This window comes from Acanthopleuribacter pedis, assembly GCF_017377855.1.
GTDB classification, from domain to species: Bacteria; Acidobacteriota; Holophagae; order Acanthopleuribacterales; family Acanthopleuribacteraceae; genus Acanthopleuribacter; species Acanthopleuribacter pedis.
Window position 1 is genome coordinate 139,940 of sequence record NZ_JAFREP010000008.1, and the last position, 24,647, is coordinate 164,586.

The 24,647-nt window shown below is 55.4% G+C and carries 13 protein-coding genes; 5 read left to right on the forward strand and 8 right to left on the reverse strand.

The window, feature by feature from the left end; genetic code table 11:
• Positions 1–94 precede the first annotated feature (94 nt).
• The 5 genes from J3U88_RS11205 to J3U88_RS11225 form a co-directional block, all read right to left on the reverse strand.
• Positions 95–793 carry a HEAT repeat domain-containing protein gene (locus J3U88_RS11205; protein ID WP_207858843.1) on the reverse strand — a complete coding sequence of 233 codons (699 nt, stop codon included), beginning with the start codon at positions 791–793 and terminating at the stop codon, positions 95–97.
• A 34-nt stretch (positions 794–827) separates the two neighbouring features.
• Positions 828–1,526 (reverse strand): HEAT repeat domain-containing protein, encoded by a 699-nt coding sequence (locus J3U88_RS11210; protein ID WP_207858844.1) that lies wholly within the window; start codon positions 1,524–1,526, stop codon positions 828–830.
• Positions 1,523–6,871: an RHS repeat-associated core domain-containing protein gene (locus J3U88_RS11215; protein ID WP_207858845.1), complete on the reverse strand. Its 5,349-nt coding sequence runs from the start codon at positions 6,869–6,871 to the stop codon at positions 1,523–1,525. Before J3U88_RS11215 ends, J3U88_RS11210 begins: the two co-directional genes overlap by 4 nt.
• A 296-nt stretch (positions 6,872–7,167) precedes the next feature.
• Positions 7,168–9,339 carry a M48 family metalloprotease gene (locus J3U88_RS11220; RefSeq protein ID WP_207858846.1) on the reverse strand — a complete coding sequence of 724 codons (2,172 nt, stop codon included), beginning with the start codon at positions 9,337–9,339 and terminating at the stop codon, positions 7,168–7,170.
• A gap of 1,430 nt (positions 9,340–10,769) precedes the next feature.
• Positions 10,770–11,549: a HAMP domain-containing protein gene (locus J3U88_RS11225; RefSeq protein WP_207858847.1), complete on the reverse strand. Its 780-nt coding sequence runs from the start codon at positions 11,547–11,549 to the stop codon at positions 10,770–10,772.
• A gap of 446 nt (positions 11,550–11,995) precedes the next feature.
• On the opposite strand from J3U88_RS11225, the gene J3U88_RS11230 reads away from it, so the two are divergent.
• Positions 11,996–14,371, forward strand: coding sequence for an amino acid permease (locus J3U88_RS11230; RefSeq protein WP_207858848.1), 2,376 nt, complete (start codon positions 11,996–11,998; stop codon positions 14,369–14,371).
• A gap of 66 nt (positions 14,372–14,437) precedes the next feature.
• Here J3U88_RS11230 and J3U88_RS11235 read toward each other — a convergent pair whose 3' ends face one another.
• The 3 genes from J3U88_RS11235 to J3U88_RS11245 all read right to left on the reverse strand — a co-directional run bounded on the left by J3U88_RS11235 (position 14,438) and on the right by J3U88_RS11245 (position 18,229).
• Positions 14,438–15,121: a DUF8082 domain-containing protein gene (locus J3U88_RS11235; protein WP_207858849.1), complete on the reverse strand. Its 684-nt coding sequence runs from the start codon at positions 15,119–15,121 to the stop codon at positions 14,438–14,440.
• Positions 15,118–16,674 (reverse strand): serine/threonine-protein kinase, encoded by a 1,557-nt coding sequence (locus J3U88_RS11240; protein ID WP_207858850.1) that lies wholly within the window; start codon positions 16,672–16,674, stop codon positions 15,118–15,120. Before J3U88_RS11240 ends, J3U88_RS11235 begins: the two co-directional genes overlap by 4 nt.
• A gap of 193 nt (positions 16,675–16,867) precedes the next feature.
• Positions 16,868–18,229 carry a sigma-54-dependent transcriptional regulator gene (locus J3U88_RS11245; protein WP_207858851.1) on the reverse strand — a complete coding sequence of 454 codons (1,362 nt, stop codon included), beginning with the start codon at positions 18,227–18,229 and terminating at the stop codon, positions 16,868–16,870.
• A 983-nt stretch (positions 18,230–19,212) separates the two neighbouring features.
• On the opposite strand from J3U88_RS11245, the gene J3U88_RS11250 reads away from it, so the two are divergent.
• The 4 genes from J3U88_RS11250 to J3U88_RS11265 all read left to right on the forward strand — a co-directional run bounded on the left by J3U88_RS11250 (position 19,213) and on the right by J3U88_RS11265 (position 24,569).
• Entirely contained in the window at positions 19,213–20,214 is a 1,002-nt protein-coding gene (locus J3U88_RS11250) for a type 1 periplasmic-binding domain-containing protein (protein WP_207858852.1), read from the forward strand.
• A gap of 165 nt (positions 20,215–20,379) precedes the next feature.
• Complete coding sequence (locus J3U88_RS11255; protein ID WP_207858853.1) at positions 20,380–21,111, forward strand: hypothetical protein; 732 nt, start codon at positions 20,380–20,382, stop codon at positions 21,109–21,111.
• The gene (locus J3U88_RS11260; protein WP_207858854.1) at positions 21,096–22,112 is read left to right on the forward strand and encodes a type 1 periplasmic-binding domain-containing protein; all 1,017 of its coding nucleotides are present in this window, start codon (positions 21,096–21,098) and stop codon (positions 22,110–22,112) included. Before J3U88_RS11255 ends, J3U88_RS11260 begins: the two co-directional genes overlap by 16 nt.
• A gap of 165 nt (positions 22,113–22,277) precedes the next feature.
• Positions 22,278–24,569 carry an ATP-binding protein gene (locus tag J3U88_RS11265; RefSeq protein WP_207858855.1) on the forward strand — a complete coding sequence of 764 codons (2,292 nt, stop codon included), beginning with the start codon at positions 22,278–22,280 and terminating at the stop codon, positions 24,567–24,569.
• Positions 24,570–24,647 lie beyond the last annotated feature (78 nt).

Here is a 24,647-nt window from a genome sequence, read left to right on the forward strand (position 1 = left end):
CCCCGACCCCTGCCGTTTTTTCCCAACAAGAGGCTCGTTTGGCTTGGTGCTTCTCGATAGCCCTATGTGTGAGGATCGATGTCGCCGGTATCAACTAATCTTTGTAGAGCTTGTCTTGAAGCTCAAGCAGTTTTTTGGCTTCCTTACGGACCCAGGGAAACTCATGCCCTAGATAAGGTTCAATAATCTCACGGGGGACCCGAGCTTTCAACCGACGTAAAGCCAATAAAGTATGGCCCACTTCATCATCATTCTGTAGGCTTTCCAACAGAACATCCGCTGCATCTGGGTGTTTTGTTTTTGCCAGAGCTTCAATAACCATCTGTCTTGTGTGGCCCGCTGATCGATCACGAACTATAGAAGCTAGTTCGAGGTAATGATTTTTTGAAGCCATCGATGCCAAGGCATTTCCCACAGCCCATCTGTACCGTTTGTCATATTCATCTGTTGTGCTTTTGAACTCCTGTATAAGAACATTAAATGCAGACTTTGCCCACGATACAGAGAGCAGACTTAAAATATCGTGCTTTAAAGGTTTGTAAGTCACTATAGGTAGCCATTTTGTCAAAATAGGAATAGCGTCTATGTACTTTTTGCCAGTCGTCGAAAGCTCTCCAACATATTGAATACTATAGCCGAGCTGATGAAGTTCTTCGATGATACCCTTTTGAGTTGAGTTGTACTTTTGCCGGCTATTTTCGATGTGAGTCTTTAATTTCTTATCTTTTTGTGAAAGGATGCTTTCTTCCTCAAGGCGAGCCAGTTGCTTGTTATAAAGATCTTTTTTGTTCATTTAACCCGCTCCAAAACGATGTCACCGGCATCAACTAATTTTTGTAGAGCTTGTCTTGAAGCTCGAGGAGTTTCTTAGCTTCCTTGCGGACCCAAGGTAACTCATGGGTAAGGTATGGTGAAATTCGATCCTTGGAAACTTTGGTTTTTAATCGGCGAAGTGCAAATAGGATATGTCCCACTTCTTCTCCATTTTGAAGAATTTCTAACAGAACGTCTGAAGCGTCAGGATGGTTAATTTTGCCTAGGGCTCGAATGACCATTGCTCTCGTATATCCTGCTGACTGATCCTTGACAATTGAGGCCAAGTCTGAGAAATGCTTTTTCTGCGCAACAGCTTCTAAGGCGATTCCTATTGCTGCGCGATAGTTTTTTTCTTCATCGAGAGTAGCTCTTTTGAATTCGTTAATCAGCACCTCGGCAGCCGGTTTTCCCCATGGTACTGACAGTGTTCGGACAATATCATTACGTAGCGCATCATATTTAATCTTTGGTAACCATTTCGCAAGAATAGGAATGGCCCTAGGGTATTTTTTTCCGCTTGCTCGTAAGTCCTGAACCGCGACTATGTCAAACCCCTCACTCCTGAGTTCATCCAGCAATTCCTTACCGGCAGCCAGGTATTTCGCGCGGCTTTTCAGTATATGATTTCTTACCTTTTCATCTTGAGGAGAAAGATTTTCGCCTTTTTCTAATCGATTCAGATGCTGTTGATGAAAATTATCTTTGGTCATTTAACCCGCTCCAGGATGATTTCTCCAGAATCAATTAACTTCTGCAGAGGTCCAGTCAGGATAGTGCTCTGGTTTACGTAAAGTGTGAACGTATAATTTGCTTCTTTTGCAAATTGAAGGTATTCCCTTATCTGGCTGGAAAGGTGAATCTTCTTTGTGGCTTTCGCTTCTCCAATCGTTTTATCGAAATCGTCCAAGAAGTCGGGAACACGGAAATCTACCCGGCTATTTTTTATTATTATCCTACTGGTATTCTTCGGCAGCCCGATCTTCTTCTCAAATGCCAAACCCTTTTTTACGTTTTGCTGGAGCCTGGTGGCCGCGGCTGAGGCCATGGCCATCATTTCAGTGCCGTGTTTTGCCAGCATCGCGCCGGCTTCGCTTGCGCCGCCCGCCGCTTTGATGGCCGTGCCCGCGCCGCCCGGCACGCCCGGAATCAAGGTGGCGCCGATGTCCAGTGCCACACCGCCCGCGTCAATGGCCGCCGCGCCCCAGTTGCCCTGGCTGATGTTGTCCACCGCCGAGACCACGCCCATGCCGATGTTGGCCACGTCCCACAAGGTCTCGACGACTTCGCCGCTTGGGTCGTAACCCCCCATTGGATTGGATCGCGCGTATGCGTACAGATTATAGCTGGTCGGAATCGTCGCATCAAAGTCCCGACCCGGATCCGGCTGGGTGAAACAGCCCGCTTCCGGGTTGTAGAAACGGGCCCGCATGTAAATCAATCCGTCCGGGTCTTCCTCATGGCCGGTGAATCCGTGCGGTCCTTCGAAGGTGTTCCCCGCCACCATCTGCAAGCCGTAGGGCGAATAAAACTGTTGCCGCGCGTTTGGCGCGTCTTGCGGCGCCCACGTCAGGATCGGGTTACCGGTGCGGTCCGGCATGCGGTACCGATAAGCTGTCGATGCCAAACCACCCGCGATGAACCGTTGCGTCTCCGTAAACACGGCCTGTCCCTGGTGGGTGATGTACTGACGGCGCGCCAATAAGGCGTTGCCGTCACTGAGCCCGTTGGTGGCCACCTCTTCCTCGGTGATGACGCTGTGGTTTTGGTCCCGAATCGAATAGGTGATTCGGCTTTCGTTGGGTCGGATCGACACCACCCGTTGCCCGAAGGCATCGTAAAAATGTTTGGCTTCCACGTTTGAACGAAGGAAGCCGGGAACGTGCTTTGTGCCCACCAACACCAGGTCGAGACGGCCGTTGCGCCGGTAGCGGCTGTGCTTGCCCCCGTTCGCAACCAAGCGACCCAGGCGGTCGAATTGGTTACCCGTGCCGATTTGGTAGGGGTTGTCACCCGCGAGGTTTGCTTGGAAGGCGGGCAACTGGAGACGCGTTTTGCCGGCCCAGAGTGTCAAACCGGATCGGGTCAGCAAGTTGCCGGCATCGTCATACCCGTAGCGGTTGGTTTCGGCGCCGAGGCTAAAACCGGCCAATCGCCCGAGCGCGTCGTAGCCATGGTTGATGTGGATACCCTCGGGGAACATCGCGTCTTGGCGCTCGAAGCCGGTGATGAACCCGAATTCGTTGTAGCGAATGTGGTTCATCGCGACCAAGGCTTGGCTTGCCCCGGCCGCGGTTATTCGAGAGGCGACGGCGCGATGGGCGGCGTCGAAGGTGTTAAAGAAAGTGACCATTTGGATGGGCGCGGCGGCGCGGTTGCTCCCGTCTTCCAAATCAAGGTAATCGGCCAAAGCTTGGTGCTCCGGCGCATCAGCCGGGCCCGTGCCGGATCGCGTGCCCGCGGGTGAAATCGGGGTTTGGGCAACCCGCGCCACCACATCATCGATCAATGCTTGCAGGGTTGCATCGTCGGTGGCCGGCCCGGGAAATACCGGCAGGCAATCGCTGCTTTGGCAACGCCCGCCGTCCAGCTTGCGCCACCAGGGTGCCGAACCCGGGGTCCAAAAATGGGTCGCGCCAACCACCTTAAAGAAGTCGGGTCCGGCCGGATCCTCGGGGCCGCGCCCGTAATAAACCTGCAATTCCTGGTGGTGGTAGGAATGGTTGCGCGCGGCCACCCGTCCGTTGGGATGCTGCACCTCGCGAACCCGCCCCAAATGATCGTAGGCCTGCTTGATTTGGTAGGTTCTCACGCCGGTAACATCGCGGGTCAAACGACCCTGTTCCGCCAGGTCGCCTGGTTGCAGCCTCGGCAGGCGAAGCTCGATCACGCGGGGTTGGTGTTGCGCGTTGAAATCACGATAATGGGTGACAACCGGCGCCGAAAAACCGTCGTCGTTATAGGCGGTTGCCCGCACGAGCCGGTTCAGATCGTCGAAGGTGAACTGCTTGATCGGGCGTAACACCTCCTGCCCGACGGTTAATAAGTTGCGTCCTTCCTGCAACACCAACCGGCCGAGCCCGTCATAACGGTTCCAGACCTCCCAAACCGGGTTTGGCAATTCACCCGCGTATTGGTGCACCCGCAAGCCGCGCCCGTCGTAGGCGTAACCCATGGGTTCATCCATCTCGGGATGGCGTTCCTCCATCAATTGCCCCAACCAACTGGTCACCTGGCGCCGTGCATAGGCGGGGTTGTTGAAGGGGGTGGTGACGGTTTCCGTGCCGCGCGGATGGGCGGTGTGGGTGACCACGGTTTCGTGGCCGTTGGTTGAGGCCCGCACGACCCGACCCAAAATGTCGTGTTCCACCCGTTTGACCTTGGCGGTTCCATCGCGATGGGTTCTGGCTGTTTCCACGGTGATCAGGTTGCCGTCCGCGGTACGGGTATAGGCGAAATCGGTGGTCGGCGCTTGATCCAGGCCGACACTTCCGCCGAGGGCGAACAACCACGTTTTCACGACCCGCCCGACCACGTCGTAGCGGTAGGCAATCCCACGGGCGCGCGAATCGGTTTCGTAGGCGACGCGCCCAAAGGCGTCGTACTTGGTGGTGGTTTCGTAGTCCGCGTAGGACCAAACGCCTTGCAAACGTTTGACGACACGGCCCATGCCGTCGCGGGTGATGGTTTCAATGGGCACGGTTGGGGTGACGAAACCAACACCCAGCGCCGGGGTCGGAAAATCGAATTGGATCACATCGCTGTTGGCAACGCCCTCGGTGAATTCCCAGAAACGGGAAGAACCGAGGTGGTCGTCACGGTAGCGGGTGACCTCGTCGGGACGACCCGGGCGCAAAATGCGCGTCAGGCGCCGGTCGTTGTCGTAGCGGTATTCAGTGGTGATGCCGTTTTTGGTTTCCGATTCGAGGGTGCCGTCGAAGTTCAGGTAACGAATGATGGGCGTGCTTTCGGGCTGCACCTCGTAGCGCGGGATACCAAACTGGTAATCCTGGGTGTGAATGGTGCTGACACCGCCGAAAGTGCGCGTGGCCAAATAGCCGCGATTCCGTCCGCCGGGATGGTAGCTCAGGGTTTCCACCTCGGTTTCGGTCGCGTTGCGGTGGTAAATCTTGGTGGTCGGCAGCGGAAAGCGCGGATCTTCGTATTTGAGAACGGTGCGTTTGAGCGTGGCGGGTCCGTCACGGGTCAGCCCGCGTTCTTCCAGCATGGTCGGCAAACTGAGCGCATAGGCATCGAAACGGGTGTCGTCCGTGCCGGCGAAATCGGCAACAACACGGTGGTCGTACTCGAAAACCTGCTCGCGGTAGTAGGCGCTGTCGCGAGCTTGCTCGCGGATCCTGAGCGGGGCCAGGTAACCTTCGTGGATGCGGGATGCGTCGAGACCGGTGTCGGCGCCGTACCAGGCGTAGCTATAGTGGCGATCCAGCCAGACGTTGTCGATCAAACGACCGTGTTTTTTTACCGCGTGAATGCGCACCGCGTCGCCGCCGGCATGGCCGCCAATCGACAACACCGGCGTGTAGTCCCAAGATTCTCGCGCCACCTCAGAACCGAACAGGGTGCGTTGGGTCGCGGGCAGGCCCACCAGGTAATCGAATTCGAAGGTTTGGTAGAGGGTGTGGTGAATCGGGGTGTTGATGTAACGCGTGGTCCGTTCGTTGAAGGTTTCCATCATCTCTTCAAAAACGGTGACCTCGATAAAGCCGCGGCCGTCGAATTCCCATTCTTCATCGGGCGAACCCTGGCGGTAAGAAAGCGCCAACCAAGATTGGCCGTGGCTCACCGAGGAAAGCCGCAAATAGTCGCGCTCGCGGGTCTCAAGTTCAATGCAATCATCGTCGGCACGCCGCGGTCGGCAATCGCCGTCATCCACGTGGACGTACTTAAACGGCTGCACGGCCCAGTCATAATGAATTAAACCGCCGCCGGGGAGTTGTAAATCGGTCACAACGGGTTTGTCCCGTCCCTCGAGCCCGGCAGTGATGGTAAAAGTGCGGCCCTCGGCAGTGGTCACGGTGTGCAGGCTTTGGGTGCGGCGGGTTCCCGCAACAACCGTTTGATACCCAAACCGGGCCATCAGCTTGGTTTGCGAACCGTAACGGAGTTCGACTTTTTCCGGCAGGCCTTGGTGGACGCTTTCGGGTCCGTGGTAATCAATAACGAGGCGGCGCCCGTCTTGGTCGACCAACGAGGCGATGCGCGCCGGCTCGGGAACCGTCCCGTCGGCATCCAAGCCACCGACATAAGTCACGGTCAGGGAACGGCCGTTGGGTTGGGTGATGCGAATCGGATAGAAACGTACGGCCGAACGATTGGCTTCATCGGTAACGCGCCGTTGCGCCAAAAACTCGGTTACCTGGCCGTTGGGTTCTTTGAGGTAATAATTACTTTGGGAAAAACCCTGGAGCAGGCTGCCGTCGTCGCGCCATTGCCGTGTGATGCGGCGCAAACTCCGGTCGATGAAATGCACGTCGGCCTGCTCGGGCAGACAACCGAAGGTGTCGCAGGCGTCCCGTGCGCCGCCGTCGAAAGGTCCCTTTTGGAACAAGGCGTCGCGACCGAAAACCGCGGCATTGCCGGCAGAGTCGACAAAACGCACCCGTTCCCAATCGGCAAAAGCGCTGCTGATCACGCGGTTACGCGCGACGATGTAACCCAGATTAAAGCGCCAGCCGAGGCCGAGGTTATGGCTGTCGGGCGTACCGGAGAGTTGGCAAAGCTGGAAGTCGGAGCTGTTGCGGCAGTAAGGTTCCTCCGGTGTTTTGTAGATTGGGGTCAGGCTCAGGCCGGGAACACCGACGGCTTCCAGGGTAATGTTGAGTTTGCCGGTGAACTCGTTGATGTGGGTATAGGGGATCTCGGTGCGCAACCCGATTTGGTCGGCATCGGAAGAAAGCGGTTCGATTTTTTCCCGCTGGGTGGGCAACTCACGGGGCGCGATGCGGGTTATCGGCGGTTCTTGAAAAGCAAATAGGGGAAAAAAGGAAAGGACGGCGAGGGCGAGGGCGCAAGTCCGAAAGAAGGTGCTTCGTTGCATAGGGGTTCCGTCTCCTGCCAAACGCTGAGGCGTGAAGAAAGAGGACATGCAAGCCGAGCGGCTGTTTCTCTACATAAACCGTCGCTTGCAAAAACGCCGCGGTTGTTCATTAAAAAGCACCTCCAGCATAACACTCGGTTATGACAGCCCTTGTCGCCGTGGCGAAAAAATGGTGCAACAGTCCTGGGCGGGTCCTTGCGTTGGGAAACGGGTGTCACTCGCCCGCATTACCTTGGGACGTAGGGTCTTGCTTTTCCGAGCCAGGACCCGGGTCCCTTTTGGGCATCATCTTTTTGCTAAAACAACACGTTGGTGGGGGCGTCGGCGGGGTCCGGTTGGGGTAAGGGATCTAAGCCGGCGTCGGTGTCGGCGTGTTCCGCCAACAAACACAAACGGCCGATGACACGGCAGCGCAAATCGTGGAATTGCTCGATAAAGAGGGTGGCGGCCTTGAAGATTTCGCGGGGGCCGCCGTGGCGGGGTTGGTGGAATGCCGGCAAGGTGCCCAGATCCGTTTCGCGGCCTCCCGATTCCGACGAAAGCTTTTGGTGCAGCAAGGGCTCAACGATGACCCGCGTCATGGTGTACAAGGTGGTTGCTTTTTGTTTGAGCAGCAGGTCGCGGGCGCGGTTCCTTTTGGCGTCGGCCTGCTCCTGTTCCAGCAGGGCCGCGACCTCGGCCCGCACCAAGCGCAGTTGCTCCACCTTGGGCAGGCTTTGGTTGAGCAACCGCAGCAGCGCGCGCCAATTGGGTAAGGCCTTCAAGGCCTCGGGCACCCAGGTTGAATGGCCGATTTGATCAAAAAAGAAACCGCGTTGCCACCACAGCAGGCCTTGGCGGGTTTCGTGGCGTGCGATCAGGCGACGTACCTTGAGCATTTGCCCATTGAGGATTTCGATGTGGTTGTGGCTGAAGGGTTTGCTTTCGTTGGGCTCGGACTGGGCGAAGGGTGCGCACAAAAGCACCCTTTGGCACTGCATTTTTTGCTGTAACAAAACCTCGTATTGGTTGAGGAGGCGGCGGTAATCGGCTTGTTCCTCTTCGAAAAAGCGGCGCGCTTGTTTGGCCAAGGCCAATGGGTTGGGAACGAAGCCTTTTTTGTCCCGTTCCCAGCGTGAGGGGAAGCGCAAGCTGCCCGAGGAGAGGTTGAGGGGGCCGCGGTAGAAGCGGGCGAGCGCTTGGCCGGCCTCGTGTTCGATCTTGCGTTGCAAGGTGAGGGTTTCCACGTCGTGCAACATGTTTGGTTGGAATTGTTCCTTGAGCAAGGCGCGGTAATAAGCGCTGGTGAAGGAACGGCAGAGCTCGGAAAAATCTTGGAACAAGCTGGTAGCGCGTTCTTCGCTGACGAGGATGGCCTGCCCGCCGGCCTTGCGCACATTTTCGATGCGTTTCTGGAAGGTTGGGTGTGAATCGGAAAGGGAACGGGTTGTTTCGGCCTGTAATTGGTTAAAACGTCGCAAGGTCTCGCCGCTGATACGTTGACGGTGGTAGGCGGTGAAGGCGGCGAGGTTGTCGACCAGTTTCCCCTCGGGCACATAAAGCAAAAGTTCGTTCATGGCGAGCTCGTGGGCGAGTTGGATGTAAAAGAGTTCGCGTGTGGTTTCGGTAAAAACGTCCATGCCGATCAGACGGGCCTCGTACCGGTCGGCGTCGTACTCCATTTGACGCAGGAGGAAGCCGGTCACGAGATCGGCGGCGGCGCCAAAGGCGACAAAAAAGAAGCGGGTAATCACCAGCAAGGCACGCGCGAACATAATGAAGATGCCGATGACCCGCCATTCCTGGGACAAGCGTTGCGTGAAGCGCTCGAGGTTGTGGTTTTCGTCGGCGACGACGCGGTGGAACCAGGATTGAACCATGCGCATCAGGGTGACCAGAAATTGGCCGTTGCGTTGGCTGAAATGACCCAGTTCATGGGCGATGATACCGCCGAATTGTTTCACGCTGAGCAGCTCGGCCAGGGGCAGGCCGATGACCAGGCGGCGTTTGCCGCGCAACATACCCCACAAACCGTCGGCCGGTCCCGCGAAGGCGTTGGCCTCGTGGGTGACGCTGATCAATTGCGGTGGTTTGACGCCCAGGACCCGTGAGAGTTGCGCGACGAACGCGTAAAGGGTCGGCTGTTCTTTTGGCTCGAGCACCTTTTGGGTGAGGTGGGTAATTCGGGTGGTGAAAACGGGGTAAAGCAGAAACGCGACCAAGGTGGCGAGGCTGATGGCCGGACCCAAATAGAGGGGTAGCCACATCAAATCTTGGATGTGGTTGAACTTCCAACCCAGGTAGTCATAGTAGACCCAAAGCAGGGAACTGAGCCCGGTGATGAGTGCCAAGTAGGCGGCGGGGAGGAGGATCACCGCGCAGGCGGCAACCAACAGCGCCAGCAAGTAGCGCGGTGATTTGGCGACGGGTTGGATTTTTTGGTGCTTCAGTTCGTTTAAGGTGCGTGAAACGGCTTCTTGATCGGGCACCACATTGTTGCCTTTGCGAAATTTTGCCCATCCTATCACTAATTGGCAGCTGGGATGGCATGCAAGGCTTCATTTCCGCGGCGAGTAGGGTCTTAATCACCAAATGAGCCGCCTTTTTTACGATCAAGAAAAGATAATCGTCGTCTCGCGCCTTGGTAGCGTGGGCAAAACAAACGGCGGCCGGCTGCTCTCGCCCCCACGGCAAAAACAACCGGCCGCCGTTCGATCCGGCTCAGTGGTTGGTGTTGAACCGGTGCGCCGGTGTTCAGAGGTGGAACCCGGACGCGCCTGTTTTTTGGAGAAAACAGACTGAGGCGAGGATCAGGGAAAACGTCGGCGGGTCCCATTTCGCCCCCACGGCAAAATGGGACGGCCGACGTTCTGGTCGGTTCAGTGGTTGGTGTTGAACCGAGAAGCCTGTTTCTGAGGAGGGAAACAGGAGGGGAGCGAGGAAGGAGGAAGGCGGCGGCAGGCCCATTTTGCCCCCACGACAAAATGGGACGGCCGCCGTTTGCTCCGATAGGCGACCGGGATAGGGGGACGCTGTCGGAGCGGAGCGAGGATAAGGGGTTATTTTGTGAAAAAAAGGGAGGCGGTTTGCCGCCCCCGTAATACAGGAACCATGCAGGATCGGAACAGGTCCGGCATGTTTTGTTGGAGATTGGACTTTTCGGGTGGTTCGTGGAAAAGGTCACCCGGTTGAGGACTTGCCCGCATTTCCCGCCAGGGCTTCGACTGAAAAGCTGAGCCCTGGTGAGCAATGCGGACTTGGAGGACGGCGCCGGAGGGCGGAATGGGGTGGTTGGGCGCCCCATTCCGCGAGGCGTCAAAGCGGGTTCCCTCGCCGTTGGGTTTCGGGAGTTGGGTGTGGCGAAGGAACGCGGAAAACACAAGTTACGGAAGCGTTTGAGATGGCCGTATGTGTTTTGTGTATTGAGATCAAATCTCAATATCGACATTGAACCACAGCACCCCAGGTGCGTCAACGCCAAAAACCAACTTTTTTAAATTCAGGCGTTTTGTTGTTGTTTGGGTTGGTGTAAATAATTTTAAATAAATGGTTTAGGTGTGGATTTGGAAATAAAAAAAGCGGCGGTGAAGACCGCCGCCGCGATGGTTTTTGCTGAATGGGATAGGTTAGCCCGCATTTCTCACAAGGAATTCTGCTACGGGGCAAGCCATGCGATTACGAGGGTTTGCCATCCGCGGGGCGGCCGGCCGCCTTACTCGTTCGAGCCGCCTTCGCCTCAGCTGCTACGCCGATAGGTCGGACCCCGAATGGTCGGACCCCGAATGGTCGGACCCCGATAGGTCGGACCCCGAATGGTCGGACCCGGGAATGGTCGGACCCCTGTGCCGTGGCTTGGTCGTCATCTTCGTACTCACAAGGTTTTCTGCTTCTCGCGACCAATCCTTGTGAGAATTGCGGGCTAGTCCAGCATTTTGGCCGCCATGACCAAACTTTCGCGCATGCGTTCCAGAGAACCGCCCAGTTTGGCCACCTCGTCGCGGCCCTTCACTTCAATCGGGGTATCCATTTTCCCTAGGGAAATGCGTTCGGTAATGTTGGTGAGGTAGACCAGCTTACGGGTGACCGATTTGGCGAGGAGCACGCTTAACACCATGGCGACCAGCGCGAAACCCATGGCCTTGAGCATGAGGTAAATGAATTTTTCCCGCAGGAGTGCAAAGAAGGTGTGTACTTCATAATCGGCCTCAAGCAAACCGCTGATGTTGCCGTCCGCGTCGAAGATCGGGGCATAGGCGGAAATCCATTCACCATGGTGGTCGCCGTAGAGTTGGGTATGCGCCGGTTTCCCTTTAATTAGTGTATCGCGCATTTCCGGGCGGATTTGGTAGGTATCACCGATGAAGGGTTTCTCATTGGTCATGATCACGAATTCGAGGGTTTCGCCTTTTTGGCGGAAGGTATACACCTCGGTTTCCAATTCGTTGGCGGTTTTGATTTCGCGTAAAACATCACGCAGTTCCAAAAAAGCGGGCGCGTTTTGGTCGGCCATGCCGCGCACTTGATCGTGCTTGTCGCCGTCGATGCGGGTGGCGCCGGTGCGGACAATGGCCTCCAATTGCAGGCCTAGTGATGATTCTAATTCTTTGTAACTAATGCGGTAGGAAAGGTAGGTAATGCTAAAAATGACCGCAACGCACAAGGCCGACGTGAACAAGGCAAACTTGGCTGTCAAACTCATGAAACTTCCTCCATCGCCCCGCTTCCGGCCGGCCGTTGTGATTGGAAAAGGCTAGCCCGCATATCTCACAAGGCTTTTAGTTGCTCGCGACGAATCCTTATAAGAAATGCGGGCTTGGATCCGCGGTTCTTCGAATGGATCGGCGGCGGTTCTTGCGGGTTCAAGGAAGAAACAAAAAAGGTCGCGGGCTTATTCACTTTTGACGGGGCCTTTTTGGTGATGCCTTCTCTGACGGTCTCTCTTTATCACCAACACCACCCTCGCTATGGGCGCGGACAAGAACATGCCGTCAGCCCGTCTGCGACCCGTATCTTGTAAACAACATCCTTGACCGGAACGTGTTAGGATGAATCGATTCCCACACTTTAAACGAAGAAGCGCCCGGATTTCAGCGGTGATGCATTCGTTATTTTTCCACCGCCTTATCAAAAAATGGAGATCGTTTTATGAGTACACCTGGACCAAAGCTTGGTACTGCACCCGTTTTCCTCACCGCGATTTCGACCATTTTGGGTGCGATCATGTTTCTGCGCTTTGGGTATGCGGTGGCCCATGTCGGCGTTTTGGGTGTTTTCCTTATTATTCTCCTCGGTCACCTGGTCACCATTCCCACCGGCATGGCCATCGCCGAGATTGCGACCAACCAGAAGGTCGAGGGCGGCGGGGAGTATTACATCATCTCCCGCTCCTTCGGGATGACCATCGGTGGGGCCATTGGCTTGGCCTTGTTTTTGTCGCAGGCCGTCAGCGTTGCCTTTTATGTGATTGCCTTTGCCGAGGCCTTTCGTCCCGTATTCGCTTGGCTGCAGGCCGACCACGGCATTGTGATCACCGACATGCGGGTTGTCAGTATGCCCGCCGCGTTGTTGTTGTGCGCCATTGTTCTGTATAAAGGGGCCGACCTGGGCATGAAGGTCCTCTATGTGGTGGTCGCGGTGCTGGCTCTCTCGCTTGTTTTCTTCTTTTTTGGTGCGCCGATTAGCGCGCCGCCGGAAGACATGAGTTTCCTCACCCGGACCGTCGCTGATCCCGACCCCTTCTTCTATGTATTTGCCATTTGCTTTCCCGCCTTTACCGGCATGACGGCCGGCGTGGGACTGAGTGGCGACCTCAAAAACACGCGCCGCTCCATTCCATTGGGAACCCTGTCCGCCACGATCTTCGGCATGGTTGTTTACCTGGCCCTTGCGTACTTTTTGGGCTACCGCGCCACGCCCGAGGAACTCAACAGCAACCCGCTGGTGATGGGCGAAATTGCCATTTGGGAACCGATCATCCCTATTGGTCTCGCCTGTGCCACCTTCTCCTCCGCGGTGGGCTCGATTTTGGTTGCGCCGCGAACCCTTCAGGCGATTGGTGCCGACGATTTGTTTCCCGGTAAGGAGGTAGGTAAATGGCTGTCGAAAGGTAAAGGCGCCTCCAACGAACCCTTTAATGCAACCCTGGTTGTCAGCGTGATCGCCGTTTTATTTGTCGGCCTGGGCGATGTCAACTCGGTTGCCGAAATCATTTCTATGTTTTTCATGGTGGCTTACGGTTCGATCTGCTTGATTTCCTTTTTGGAGCATTTCGCCGCTGATCCCGCCTACCGGCCCACGTTTAACTCGCGTTGGTACATCTCGCTGTTCGGCGCCGTGATGTGTTTCTTCATGATGTTCCAGATGAACGCTTTTTATGCGTTCCTCTCGTTGTCCATCATGACCTTGGTTTATTTGGTGATTAGCTATACCAACCCGGATAAATCGGGGTTGGCCGCCATTTTCCAAGGCGTGATTTTTCAGTTTAGCCGCCAGATTCAAATTTTTATGCAAAAGAGGCGTCAGGCTCAGGATGTGCTCAATTGGCGTCCTTCCGTGGTTTGTGTTTCGGCGAGTACCTTTACGCGAACTTCCGCGTTGGATTTGCTCCGCTGGATGTCGCACCGCCACGGGTTTGGAACCTATATCCACTTTATCCGCGGTTACCTTTCAAAAGAAACCAAGCAGGTTGCCGACGAGACCATGGCGCGTTTGCTGCGATTGATCAAGGTAGGGCGCGGTCGGGTATTTGTGGACACCATCGTGTCGCCGTCCGAGACCTCCGCCATTTCTCAGGTGATCCAGTTACCGGGTGTGAGCGGTCACGAGAACAACGGTCTGTTGATGGAGTTTAGCAAACGTGATCCGGTTGATTTGGCGGGCATTATTTCTCACGCAACGCTGGTCGCCGCCAACCAATTTGATTTCTTTATCCTCGCCAGTTCGGATCGCAATTTTGGCTACCGCAGCGAGATCCACCTTTGGATTACACCTCAGGATGAGGACAACGCCAACCTGATGATTCTGCTGGCTTACATTTTTCAGGGTGATCCCGATTGGCGTGACGGCGCGGTTAAAATCTTTGCAGCCTACCCCGAGCGGAAAATGAGTGAGGAGGAGGAGCGCTTGCGGGTGCTGGTTCGGGCGGGCCGGCTACCGATTTCTCCCAATAACATCACCATGATTCCTTATGCTGATACCGTCAAAGCGCTGGTCAACCAGCATTCACGAGATGCCGATTTGGTCATCCTGGGGTACCGCAATGAAATGGTCAAACACTTCGGCGAGGGCCTGTTCCAGGGTTATGACGCGGTGGGCGATGTGTTGTTCGTGCGCGCTTCCTCGCAACGTGTTGTGGCCTCGCCGGAGGAAATTCGCGACGTGCCGACACCGCCGGAGGTGAAAACAGAAACTGAACCGACGGAGAACGTTGAGGCGGCGTCGGACGGCGAAGCGGGTGATCAGGCTCATCGGCCGCCGGCAAAATCGGAGCAGATGCCCGAGGACTCGGGGTCGGGGATCTAGTCGGCAAGGCGTGGGCGATCTGCTGAAGAACGGGATTACGCCGTCGCAACGGCGGTGGGTCCTGTCCTAAAATGCCTTGCGGAGCAAGACCGCTTTGTCCAAAAACCGTTCCCGCTTCTCCTCGTTTTCGATGACGTCGGCCAGGAGATTTAAGGTATTGGTCCAGTTTCCGTGGACCAGGTGGTCTAAGTTAATGCCGGCTTTTTTGCAGGTTTTGCGGGCGACCATCGGCGCCAGCGGGCCCAGTTCTTCCGTGAAATAGGTCATCAGGTTCGTGACCACGCTTTCGGGGATCGGGGTCGACGGTGGGGCGGTTCCGTTTCCGAAGCTGACGCGGGTCATGCTGCCGGCGGTGCCGGAGTTGCCACCGCCTGAATCGGCGGCGGAAAGGACCTGGCTGCCACTCCCGCGGCCGGCAAGCGGCGGGGTAAGCTGGGTGGAGGCGTCGGCGTGGTTGAACAAGGCATCCAGGGCCGTGCTGATGATGGAACGCCGCACCAGTTTGTCGCAAAACAACACCACAATGCCGCCGGCGACCACGCGCACGAACACGCGTCCGTTTTGGAAGGAGTAGTCGGCGAGGGTGATGTTGGCGGGCAAGGTTTGCCAGAGCGCGTAAAACTGTTCCGCCTGACGTCGGTCGTCGATGTGATTCTGGTGGGTCGCGCTGAACTGGTAAGTTCCGTCGTTGCCCACTTGAAAACCCCAGCGAAAACCAGGGATGGTTTCAATACTGCCGAAATCGATCATGGTCCCACCTTGAGGAGTGCGCGCAAGACGTCGGGATGGTAATGGCGCAGGGATTCGCCGGCCTTGGGGGCCTCGGAATACACCATGGCTGTCCCGCCGGACTGGGCCAGCAAGGCCGCTGAACCACCGGGATGATCGAGGCTACCTTGTTCAAATGCACCCAGTTCGGGGTGATGTTCGCCGAAAAATTGGAACAGGGCGTCCAGGCGTGGGAGCGCGTCGAGCAAGGCACCGTCACGGGTTTGTTGTGTACCGAGTTGGGTCCGTTGGTCGCGGAAAATCGCGGTGCTGTAGGGGGTCAGCTCGGCCGCGGCGAACTCCGGGGCCACATTGGTTTCGGCGCCTTGCGGTTCTTGGTAGCGGGCCAGGTATTGGGTGAGCGCTTCCTTGGCCGCGAGGGCCGTGGGGTACCGTTGATCGCGGTCCTTGGCGCAAAAGGTTTCCAAGATGGCAAACAAGGCCGGGTCGAGGCGACGGCCCAAGCTTTCCGGTTTTGGGAGGGGCTGGTTGAGGTGTTTCATCAGCACCGAAACCAAGTCTTTGCCGCGGAAGGGGGCCACGCCGAGAACCATTTCATAAAGGATGATGCCGACCGCGTAAAGATCGATGCGCCCGTCGATGGATTCGCCGTTGATCTGTTCCGGTGCCATGTAGCGTGGTGTTCCCAGTAGGGCACCGTGTTGGGTGAGATTTTGGGTTGAATTGCCGCGAACCAAGCCGAAATCGAGCAGGACCGCCTCGCCGCGCGTGTTGAGCATGATGTTGGCCGGTTTCACATCGCGGTGGATTTGTTGGTTGCGGTGGGCCTCATCCAGTCCGTCCAGTACTTGTTGGGCCAGGGCGACCGCCTCTTTGACCGGCAATACACCGCGTTGGCGCAGGAAACTGTCGAGGGGCGGGCCCTGCAGCCATTCCATCACCGAATAGGGGCGTTCCTCATGGGTTCCCGTAAAAAAGATTTGCACAATGTGGTTGCTGCGCAGGCGTGCCACGGCGCGTGCCTCGTTGGCAAAGCGGCGGGCGGCGTCCGGGTCCTCGCGCAGGTATTGGTGGTTAAGGAATTTGACCGCGACCTTGCGGCCCAGCGCCTCGTCGCAGCCTTGGTAGACCGTTCCCATGGCGCCTTCGCCCAGGCGGCGTTCGATTTCCACCTGCTGTCCCACGGGCCCGAGTTTGACGCCGATCATGGGGTCGTCACCGCGTTTCATCTGTTGCATTTTGGCGTTGACTTGCGGAATTTTTAGCGGGAGTTTGAGGAACTGGCCGTTGTCGCGATGAATGCGGAGTTGGTATACCAGATCGGCCGCCTTGGGGTGTTCCAGCACCAGACAGGGGATGCGTTTGGCGGCGGCCGTTTCGAGGAGGGCGACCGCTTGTTCCAGGTTCTCGCCGGGATCCAGATCGATGAGGAGGAAGCCGACACTTCCTTGTTGGAGCAATACCGCGGCGTCGGCACAACGGTTCACATACAGTGGCTCGTGGTCGGGAAGGGCGAGGTGTTTGCGGAAACTTTCGATAAATTTGGGTTTCTTTTCAACCACCAACAGAATCATGATTGGTCCTTCAAGGGGCTTAACCCGCGGTGTTTGTCACCCATGCACCGGCGGGGTGTTTCGGTGTGAGGTCACCATCGGCATCATCACAAGAACACGTGAGAGACAAGGTCTATTCACTAAAAAGCGACGGCTTGCGCGTTTGTCGGAATTTTTTTCGGGGCGTGGGTTGGTCATGCTCCGAGGTGGTTATTTAGGGTTGCGTCGAGGGTGAAATTTTGAGCTGCTTCATTTTTTTGTGAAGGTTGCTGCGCTCGAGTTTGAGTATTTCGGCGGTTTTGGTGATGTTCCCACCATTTTCGTTGAGTTGGTATTCGATGTAACGCCGCTCGAAATCCTCGCGGGCTTCGCGCAGGGAATCGAACTTGCCGAACCAGGATGAATCTTCGCTTTTACCGGAAATCTGGCGGGGTAAGTCGCCCAGGTCCAGGACGGATTTGCGGCTCATGATGACCAAACGTTCCGCAATATTGCGCAGTTCGCGTACATTGCCCGGCCAATGGTAACCGCACAGGCCGCGTTCGGCTTCCGGTGTAAATGCCAAATTCGGGCGACCATAGCGGCCGGCGAACTGTTTGATGAAGTAGGCGATCAGCAGCATGATGTCCTCGGGACGTTCGCGCAGGGGCGGTACCCGCAAAGGGATGACATTGAGTCGGTAATAGAGATCCTCGCGAAAATGGCCCGCTTCAATTTCCGCTTCCAGGTCTTTGTTGGTGGCGGCGATAACGCGCACGTCGACCTTGATCACCTTGCTCCCGCCGACACGGTGGAAGCGTTGCTCCTGGAGGACCCGCAAAACCTTAGCTTGGGTGTTGAGGGACATGTCGGCGATTTCGTCGAGAAATAAGGTGCCCCCGTCCGCTTGCTCAAATTTGCCGGCTTTGCTTTCCTTGGCATCGGTAAAGCTGCCTTTGTGGTGGCCGAAGAGTTCGCTTTCGATGAGGTTCTCGGGAATGGCGGCGCAGTTCATTTCAATGAAGGGTTCGCGAGCACGGTCGGAAAAAAAGTGTATGCGTCGCGCGGCCAGCTCTTTACCGCTCCCACTTTCGCCGAGGATCAGCACACGACCGGTGCTGGGCGCGGCCATTTGGATGTCTTCCTTAAGTGCGACGATGGCGTTGCTGCCGCCGATCATCTCTTCCTCGGGAATTTGAGCCTCGAGTTGGGCCTGGCGGCGTTCCAACTGCTGCTGCTTGAGCGCGTTGTTGAGCGTCACCATCACTTTGTCGAGGTTGAGCGGCTTTTCGAGGAAATCAAAAGCGCCCAGCTTGGTGGCCTTGACGCCGAGATCCAAGGTGGCATGGCCGGAGATGACGATCACCGGCATCTGGTAACCTTGCTCGCGCATTTTGGCGAGGGTTTCGACCCCGTCTATGCCCGGCAGCCACACATCGAGAAAAACAGCGTCAAAGCGCGCCTCGGCGCGGCGCAACTGATTGAGCAGGGACTCGCCTGAGTCGGCGGTATCGCAGTCGTGGTTTTCGTCCTCGAGAATTTCGGCCAAGGTTTTGCGAATCGAGGGTTCATCGTCACAAATCATAATTCGGGCCATGGCTGCCTCCGATACGGGGTTTCGTCGGCGGGCGACGAGGGGATCTCCCTAATCTAGAGGATGATGGTGAAATTTCAAAACCATTCACACGTCGGCACAGCGCGTGACCGCGGCGGTTGACTGATCGGCGCGCGCACCGAAGCATGATTTGTGGAAAGGAGGCGGGGTAGCAAAGCGTACGGTAAAGAAGCGGCCCCGAAATTATGTGAGGTGCGGGGCGATTTCGTCGGAGCGGGGTTACGAAGGTCGCGGAGCAATGCTTTTGGGATCGCCAATGGCGAATATATTTTTAGTTATCTTTGCTTTGTGCCGATATAAAGTAAAAGTTCGCAATTTCACGAAAAACACCGTTAGAGATGATGTTTGTACGTGAAATAACTGAAAGAAAACCTTTTTGCCTCTGACGCAGGGGCGAGGAACTTTGTGACTGCTGTTTCGTTGTTTAACCTTCTCGTTTGCAAGGTTTTCGGGCATGACTCTTGGATTTTATGTGACGCCTTGAAGGTGCTGTCTTTCCCATTGTGCATGGTTGCCCTGCTTGCGAGTGGTTTAAAACCCAAATGGCGCTGAAGCGAGGGCTTTTGGCTAAAAATCTGAATCGAAATGGTTTGAAAAAAGCGCACCGGGTCGCGCGGGACCGAGCCCGTTGGATGCGGTGCGCATGGTTGAAAACCGTTGTGCCCCGGAGGATTAGCGAAAATCGCCGCGAGCTTTTGCGTTTCTCAGGTGGAAGCATGTTGTTATCCGAGGTGTGTTACCTAAAAAATTGTCGTTGATTCTGAGCTTCGCAAGCGCGTTGTATTGAACACGGCCTAATGCGCCGGTGCCTTTGTGCTCCCTCGCATTCCCCGGCTGCACGCGTTTTCCCGGTTCCCGTTTGGTGATCGCGATGCCGCCCAACGGTTGTTCCGGTTCCGGTGCGGCCTGCTGTTAACCACCCGTTTTCGGGGTCATCCTGTCCTGAGCTTTTCGTGAGAAACCCTATGAAGTGTCTCTCTTTCATGCACCGAACCACTGTCGTCCTGCTCCGTATGGTTTCCGGGGTGGGGCTTTTGGTTGGTACCTGGTTGCAGGCCAACACCGATATCTTGGTGTTGACGCCTGAAATTCCACACTTCCAGTTGGTCGTCAAAGGGTTGGTCAACGAACTGGGTGAAGATTGCCGCATCGAGGTGGTTTCTTTCGATCAGTATTCGGCGATTGAACGCATGGGGTGGATGATCGAGGTGTACGATCCCAAGCTCATTGTGTTGCTGGGAAATCACACCCTCAAGTCCTACAAGAAACTACTTAAAATCGGGCCGGCCTCTATGCAACTTCGTCCCGTCATCGGCCTAATGGCGGTGTTCGTGGATCGCGAAATGCGAACCATCCGCCACGGGGCGGGCATTCATTACGAAATTCAAGGGCTCACCATACTGACAAATTTGCGGTCGATGACGCAATTACCCGTGCGTCGGGTGGGTGTGTTGTACCGGCGAAACCTGCGCCCCTTTTTCGAGGACCAACAATCCCAAGTGCGCCGCGAAAAAATTGAGCTGGTGGGATTCGAAATACCGACCAAGGAAAAAATCGCCCCGAAGGACCTGCGCCGAGGTTTGCGACACCTCACCGAAACCGAGGCGGTTGATACCTTGTGGGTCCTCAACGACAGCGAACTTTTGACACCCCGGCTCATTCGAAAGGCCTGGCGGCCGGTGCTTAAAAGATTTCAGGGTCCGGTGGTGGTCGGCGTCGATCAGCTCTTGCGCGACTCGGTGGCCTTGGGACATTTTGCCGTGGTCCCGGATCACCTTGAGTTGGGGGTGCAAGCCGCCGATTTAGTTTGGGAAGTACGCCGGCAGCAATGGCAGATTCCGGAAAACCGCTTTCGCGCACCCATTAGCGTGGAAAAAATCCTTAATTACCGCAATGTCGGCTACAGTCTGCTGCTGCGAAACGGCGCGGAATTGGAAGTTGATTACATTGTCGGGGAAAACTTTTGATGAGGGGTCTTGGCGAGGATGGCTTTGAATTGCTTCCATCCGCTTGGTTGGTCATCGAAGTATTTCAGAACTCCTTCCCAATAAACCCCTTTTATCCTTTAGAATGCTCTTAAACCAATCGAACCTGGAAGAAACATCGATGGGTCCTCTATGAAATGGCAAGGCATGAAACGCATACTTTTGTGGTTTCTCCTCTTTGAGGGGCTGCTACTGCCGTGCTGGTCTCAAGAGAAACCCACGGTTTACGCCTTTTTACCGTCCAATTTGCGCCCCCACGCCCTGCAGAGCTTGATGAACCGCGAGGCGCCCGAGGTCGATATCGTTTTTTTTGGGCGTTTCCGCGAATTTGAAGTTCAGGTTCTCCAAAACAAACCCGACGCCGTCTTGACCTACCCGATGGTGGTCGAGTATTTGTCCCAAAGTGAAAATTTATCGTACAAACCTTTGGTCACGGGGATTCGGGCGGAAAAACGGGTAGAACCTTTGATGCTGATGTCGGTCGACCGGCAGATTGAGGTGACCTCAATCGATCAAACCGCCATCGGGGTGGTCAGTCTGATGGGCCGCCGTCAGATGGGTCATTTTCTTGCCGACAAATTTAAAGTAGGCAAGATATCGATCAAAACGGTGACCAAGCTGGAAGACCTCCTGTCGCTGTTACAGTTTGAGGATGTCGACGCGATTCTCGTTCCTGAAAGCCGGCTAGATTATTACAAACAGCGTTCCAAATTGAACTTGGTGATTACGCCTTTACCGGATGTTTCTTACCGCCTCCCCATTTTATACGTCGGTCCCGAGGCGAAGGAGGAGGATCAGAAAGCCCTGCGCGAGGCATTCGGGAAAATGGAAAAAGGCGTGATTAACTTGTTGGGGGTGGACCAATGGCAAACGCCATAGCCCCCATATTGCACGCCTTATTTGACCCGCGTCTGTGGTTGCTGGTGTTTTTGTTTCAGGGCGCCACGCTCCACGCCGCCAAAAACCGTCTTTTGGTTTTGGGCCCGGACAGCTTGGGTTACGATCAGGTGCTTACCGCGCTAAACGACGAACTCGAGGATGAATTTGACATCGTCCAGCGCACGGTTCACCGGGAAACGCCCTACCGCGATTTTGAGCGACACATCCTTGAGGTTCAACCGGATCTGATGGTGTTGATGGACAACGTGACGATTAGCTACTACCGGTTTTTCCAAGATCGCCACCGCGGCCGGCTTAAGTTTCCGCCGGCGATTGTGACCATGGCGCTGTTTGTGGATCAATCCATTCTGGGGATGGAGAATGTGGTTGGGGTGCGTTACGAGGTCCCGCCGATTTTGTCGCTGACCCACCTGCGTGCCTTAATCGATAATCCCGTTGAGCGGGTCGGCGTTTTGTACCGCGCCGAGCATGCCAATTACTTTAACGACCAAAAAATCCTCTGCGCGCGTGAAGGGATTGAGTTGGTTGGTTACAAGGTCGAGGTCTCCTTCCAAAAGGGGGGCGGCGAAGCCATGAGTAAAATTTTTTCTAAAGAGATCCGCAACGGGCTTAAGTATCTGGTAGCTACCGAAAATGTGGATGTGTTGTTGGTGTTGAACGACAACAAGCTTTTAAATGAACGCGATGTGCGCAATGTGTGGTTGCCGCGTTTAAAGCGTTTTCGCAAGCCGATTTTGGTCGGGGTCGAAACCTTGATGGACATCCCACATTTCGGTAATTTCGGCGTTTTGCCCGATCACTATGGTTTGGGTCAGACGGTGGGGAACTTGGCCATTGAAATTAAGGAAAACGACTTTGCCCTTTTTTCGAAGGGTGCTACTGATCCGCATTCAGTGCGGAAACACCTTGATCGTAAATTTGCCAGGAAGTATTTGGATATCCAGCCCGATAAGTTAAACGAGGTTGATGTTTTGCGCTGATTGAGGCATGTTCTCGGTCTCGTGCTTTCTCCACCCACCGCTTTTCCCATTTTTGTCTTATACTTAGTGCCATCCCCCTCCCAACGTAACCGAAGGTTGCGTTTCGCTCCATTCTCGCGGAAAGCGCGAGGGCTGAGCTGATCTTCACACGATGCTGGTTGTGCCATGAACGCTGTCAAAACGATTCCACCGAACGGCAAAAGCCTGAAGCAGAAGATGATTGTCCGCAACATGATCGTGATGTTGCTGGTTTTTATCGCCGTTTTGATTTTTTACGCGCTTCAAAACTACGGTGCTTACAACCGTCAAATTGAAAAAACCACAACCAGTTTCCGGCGCAACTTGGACTCCACCTCGCGGCTGCTGATTTCCGACAAACAAAAAGCCTTGCGCACCTACGCAGAAGATAATTCGTGGACCACCTTGCGCGAGATTTTGATCGAAAACGTGCGCGGCCGTTTTGAAAATGAAAACGGGGAGGCCGTGGTTGCCGATCAGCAATCCCTGATCATGGCGGCCTACTTTCGCAATGATCGTCAGACGGTGGCCTGGGTGACCCCGGAAACACCCGACGGGGTGCCGACCGGCTTGCCGCCCGGCAAATTGCAACAAATTGAAGAAACCACCGATTGGGCGTTGTCGCTCAAGGGGATAACCCAACGCGAGGTCCAGCTCGGTGACCACCTCGTGATCCAGTATGCCACGCCGATTTACGCTTCCTCATCCGCGCTCGGCGTGGATATTGACGATTCTCAGGAAATCGTTGACCCATCGGTTGACGCCCATGTAGGTTCGCTGGTTTACGGCTTTTCAACAGCCCAAATGGAGCGGGACTTGGCCGAGGCCAAATCGGAATATCAAGCCGACCTACTGCGCAATCTCATGTTTCTGTTGTTGGTTTCCATCTTGGCTTTGATCGGCGGTTTCTACGCGACCCGTCGGCAAGCCGCCACCATTACCAGCCCGTTGGCCCAGTTGACCGGGGCCGCCGACAGCATTGCCTCGGGTGATTACAACGTGCGTGTCGATCTCAACAGCGGCGACGAAATTGAGGTGCTTGCTTCCTCGTTTAACAAGATGACCACTGACCTTAAACGCAGTTACGACGAGCTGGCCGAACTCAACAAAACCTTGGAAGAGAAGGTGCAACAGCGTACCAAGGAATTGGTGGCCAGTGAGCGCAAGTTCCGCATTCTGTTCGAGGAATCGGCCGACGCCATTCTGTTGGGCGATGAAAACGAGTTATTTGACTGCAATCCCGCCATGCTTCGTTTGATGGGTTGTGAAGACAAAAACGTACTGCTGGCGATGAGCCCGGATGATTTGTCGCCCAAACAGCAGCCGGAGGGCGCGCTTTCCGCGGAACTGATTCGCGACAAATACAAAATGGTTTTGGAAGAGGGCTCTCAACTTTTTGAATGGACCTGCAAGCGGCTTGATAACAGTGAGTTCCCCAGTGAAATTGTTGTGACCGGTTTTGAGTTGGACGACCGACCGGTGCTGCACAAGGTTTACCGCGACATTACCGAACGAAAGAAAACCGAGGAAATGTTGCGCAAGGCCCAGCAGCGGTTGCTGGAGACCGCCCATAGCAGCGGTATGGCTGAAATCGCCACGGGTGTGCTGCACAACATCGGCAACATCCTCAACAGCGTTAACATTTCTACCGAGGAAATGGCGCTTACCCTAAAGAACTCTAAAGTAAAGGGTTTTCTGAAAGCCAACGACATGATTCGCAACCACAGCGGCGATTTGGGAACCTTCTTTACGTCTCATCCCAAGGGCAAGCTTATTCCGGGTTATTACCTCAGTTTGGGTGAAGCGATTAACGAAGAACAGACGACCCTCACCGATGAGGTAACCGCGTTGATCAATAAGGTCAACATGATGCGTGACGTCATCAGTACCCAGCAGAATTATGCCAAGGCGAGCCTTTACACCGAGGATGTCTCGGTGATTGACCTCATTGAGGACTCCCTCAAGCTCAACTTGGCTTCGCTTCAGAAGCAAGGCGTGAAAATTGTCAAAAACTACACCTCCGATCCCAAGGGCAGTGTTGCCAAGGTCAAGTTGGTCCACGTGTTGACCAACCTGATCAAAAACGCCAAAGAGGCGATGCAGGAAAACGACGGCAAAAATAAGGAGCAAATCCTCGAGTTAATCATGCGCGGTGTGGAGAACAACGAGGTGATTGTGATGGTCAAAGACAACGGGGTCGGCATCAGTCAGGAAAACAAAGACAAGATTTTCAATCACGGGTTCACCACCAAACCGACCGGACACGGTTTTGGTTTGCACACCTGCGCCAATTTCATGACGGAAATGGGCGGTACGCTGGAAGTATCCAGCGAGGGGCCGGGCAAAGGCGCCGTTTTCGAAATCCGTTTCCCCTTAGATGAGCGCGGTCCCGAGTTTCAATCGCCACCCCCAAAAGCGATGCTAAGCCAGGAAAATTAGGCCGCCGGCAGACGGCCTGAAACTTTGCCGTGGTGCGCGCCCAACACGGGACGATTCGCTTGCTTTGGGCGAGGGCGG